This is a genomic window from Rhodococcus sp. CX, from assembly GCF_015865005.1.
GTDB lineage: Bacteria > Actinomycetota > Actinomycetes > Mycobacteriales > Mycobacteriaceae > Rhodococcus.
Window position 1 is genome coordinate 9,665 of sequence record NZ_JADZGH010000194.1, and the last position, 2,522, is coordinate 12,186.

The 2,522-nt window shown below is 70.2% G+C and carries 3 protein-coding genes; all 3 read right to left on the reverse strand.

The genetic code is table 11. The annotated features are described in order from the left end of the window. On the reverse strand, nt 1-276 hold a 276-nt coding region (locus I0Q12_RS33420), incomplete at its 3' end, for an alpha/beta fold hydrolase (RefSeq protein ID WP_231611128.1). Next, nucleotides 273-1,202, reverse strand: coding sequence for a VOC family protein (locus tag I0Q12_RS20945; RefSeq protein WP_197254271.1), 930 nt, complete (start codon nt 1,200-1,202; stop codon nt 273-275). The genes I0Q12_RS33420 and I0Q12_RS20945, both read right to left, overlap by 4 nt. A gap of 108 nt (nt 1,203-1,310) precedes the next feature. Further along, nucleotides 1,311-2,522: aldehyde dehydrogenase family protein (locus tag I0Q12_RS20950; protein WP_197254272.1), on the reverse strand; the 1,212-nt coding region annotated here is incomplete at its 5' end.

Consider the following 2,522-nt stretch of genomic DNA (forward strand, 5'->3'; position numbering starts at 1 on the left):
GGTGGCGAGTACACCGCCCCAGGACATTCCGAGGATGTGTGCGCCCGCGTCGCCGCACCGGTCCCGGACGATGTCCGCAGCGGCGTCCGCGTAGTCGTCGAGGTCGAGTGGGCGCTCCGGATCGTCGCTGCGGGCGTAGCCGGGGGCGTCCCATGCGATCATGCGGAGCGATTCGGCGAGTCCGGTGAGCTGCGGGGCGAAACTGTCTGCACTGCCGCCGATTCCGTGCAGCATCAGCACGGCGGGGCCGGTGCCGCGTTCGACGACGTGAATCATGATGCCTGCATCTCGTCGAGGCGCGCGAACACGCCGGGGTCCGGGATGCCGGCCATGTGCTCGCGGACCTGCCGCGACGGCGGGCCGGCGGTGCCCCACAGGTCGGACAGCTCGGGGACGCGGCGCCACACGCGGCACAGCCACCGGTCCTCGTCGACCTGCGCGATGCCGGAGGTGTATTCGCACACCAGGCCCGCGGGGTCGGCGAAGTACGAGAAGGTGTTGTCGCCGGGGCCGTGCTTGCCGGGACCCCACAGCGGCAGTTGCCCGTGGTGGCGCAGTCGGCCGATGCCGCGCATGAAGTGGTCGACCGTCGGCATCTCGTAGGCGACGTGGTTGACCGACGCCCATTCGGCCTGGTTGAACGCGATGCTGTGGTGGTCGGAGTTGCACCGCAGGAACGCCATCTGGTGTTCGGACCAGTCGGAGACGCGCATTCCGAGCACGTCGCAGTAGAACTGCACGGACGCGTCGATGTCGACGGTGTTGAGCACGACGTGCGTGACCCCGACCGGCACCGCGTCGTCGCGAACGAGCGCGGGAACGGCGAGGGTGTCTGCGACGAGTTCGAGGACCCGGCCTTCCGGGTCGACGATCCGCAGTCCGTATCCGCCGCCGGCGTCGTCGATCGGTCCCGGCCCGTGCACGACGGGGATGCCGCGGGCTTCGACCCGCCGGGCGGCCTCGTCGACCTCGGCGGGGGTCGCGACGGCGAAACTGATGCGGCCCAAGCCGTTTCGCTCCGCTTGCGTGAGCTGCAGGACGTGGTGCTGCTCGCCGGTGCCGCGCAGCCACGCGCCGGTGGTGCCCTGTTCGACGACGCGCAGTCCCCAGACCTCGGAGTAGAACTCGGCGGATTCGGCGGCGGCGTGGGTGCGCAGCTCCACCGAGCGCAGGCGGCGCAGCCAGGCGATGGGTTGGTTCATGAGAATTGCCTTCCAGTGGCGAATGTCATTTATCTTAGCGCTAAGATATTTGCTTGTACAGGTCCCCGGCCGGAATGATTCCCGGGACCGGGGAACCGGACGAGGCGGTCAGTCCGCCCAGGTGTCGGGGGCGTCGTCCAGACCGAGGTACACGCTCTTCTGCCGCGAATACGCCGCGATGCCGGCGCGGCCCTTCTCGACCCCGAGTCCGCTCTCCTTGACGCCGCCGAAGGGCGTCGAGATGCTGAACCGCTTGTAGGTGTTGATCCACACCGTGCCCGCCTCGAGACGGCGCGCCAGTCGCCAGGCCCGGCGGTAGTCACGGGTCCAGATGCCGGCGGCCAGTCCGAACACCGAGTCGTTGGCCTGCGCGAGCAGATCCTCTTCCCCGTCGAACGGCAACGCCACCAGGACCGGCCCGAAGATCTCCTCCCGGCACACCCGGGCGTCGTTGGTCAGCCCGTCCACGACGGTCGGCAGGTAGTAGGCGCCGCGCGCGAGTTCCGGGTCGTCGGGAATACGTCCGCCGCACAGGATCCGGCCACCCTCCTCCCTGGCCAGGTCGACGTAGGCGGCCACCGAGTCCCGGTGCGAGGGGTGCACGAGCGGACCGACCTGGGTGCGCGGATCCCGGCCGTTCCCGACCCGCAGCGCGCGGGTGCGCCGGACGAGTTCCCCGAGGAATCGGTCGTAGAGCGTGCGGTCGACGAACAATCGTGAGCCCGCGATGCAGCTCTGTCCGGACGACGAGAAGATCCCGTACATCACGCCCGCGACGGCCGCGTCGATGTCGGCGTCGTCGAGCACGATCGTCGGCGACTTCCCGCCCAGTTCCAGCGACACCGGCATCAGCTTCTCCGCGGCCGCGTGGGCGAGGGCGCGGCCGGTGCGGGTGCCGCCGGTGAACGTGACCTTGCCGACCTGCGGGTGCCGGACGATCGCGTCGCCGACGATCGAGCCCTTGCCGGGCAGGACCGACAGCAACCCGGGTGGCAGTCCGGCGTCGTGGACGATGCGGGCCAGCGCGAGCGAAACGAGCGGGGTCCACTCCGCCGGTTTCAGGACGATCGCGTTGCCCGCCGCGAGGGCCGGGGCGATCTTCTGGGCGTCGCTCGCGATCGGCGAGTTCCACGGGGCGATCGCCCCGATCACGCCGATCGGCTCGTGCACGCTCATCGACAGATAGTTGCCGCGCGGGGCGGTCAGGTCGTCGTCGGTGGTCTCGAGCACCGCGGCGAAGTAGCGGAAGGTCCCGGCCGCGCTGGCGACCAGCGCCGTCGTCTCGCCGAGCGCCTTGCCGGTGTTGTAGCTCTGCAGCAG

Coding starts and splice junctions, on each gene's coding strand:
- I0Q12_RS20945 (WP_197254271.1), bottom strand. CDS start 1,202: ATGAACCAACCCATCGCCTGGCTGCGCCGCCTGCGCTCGGTGGAGCTG.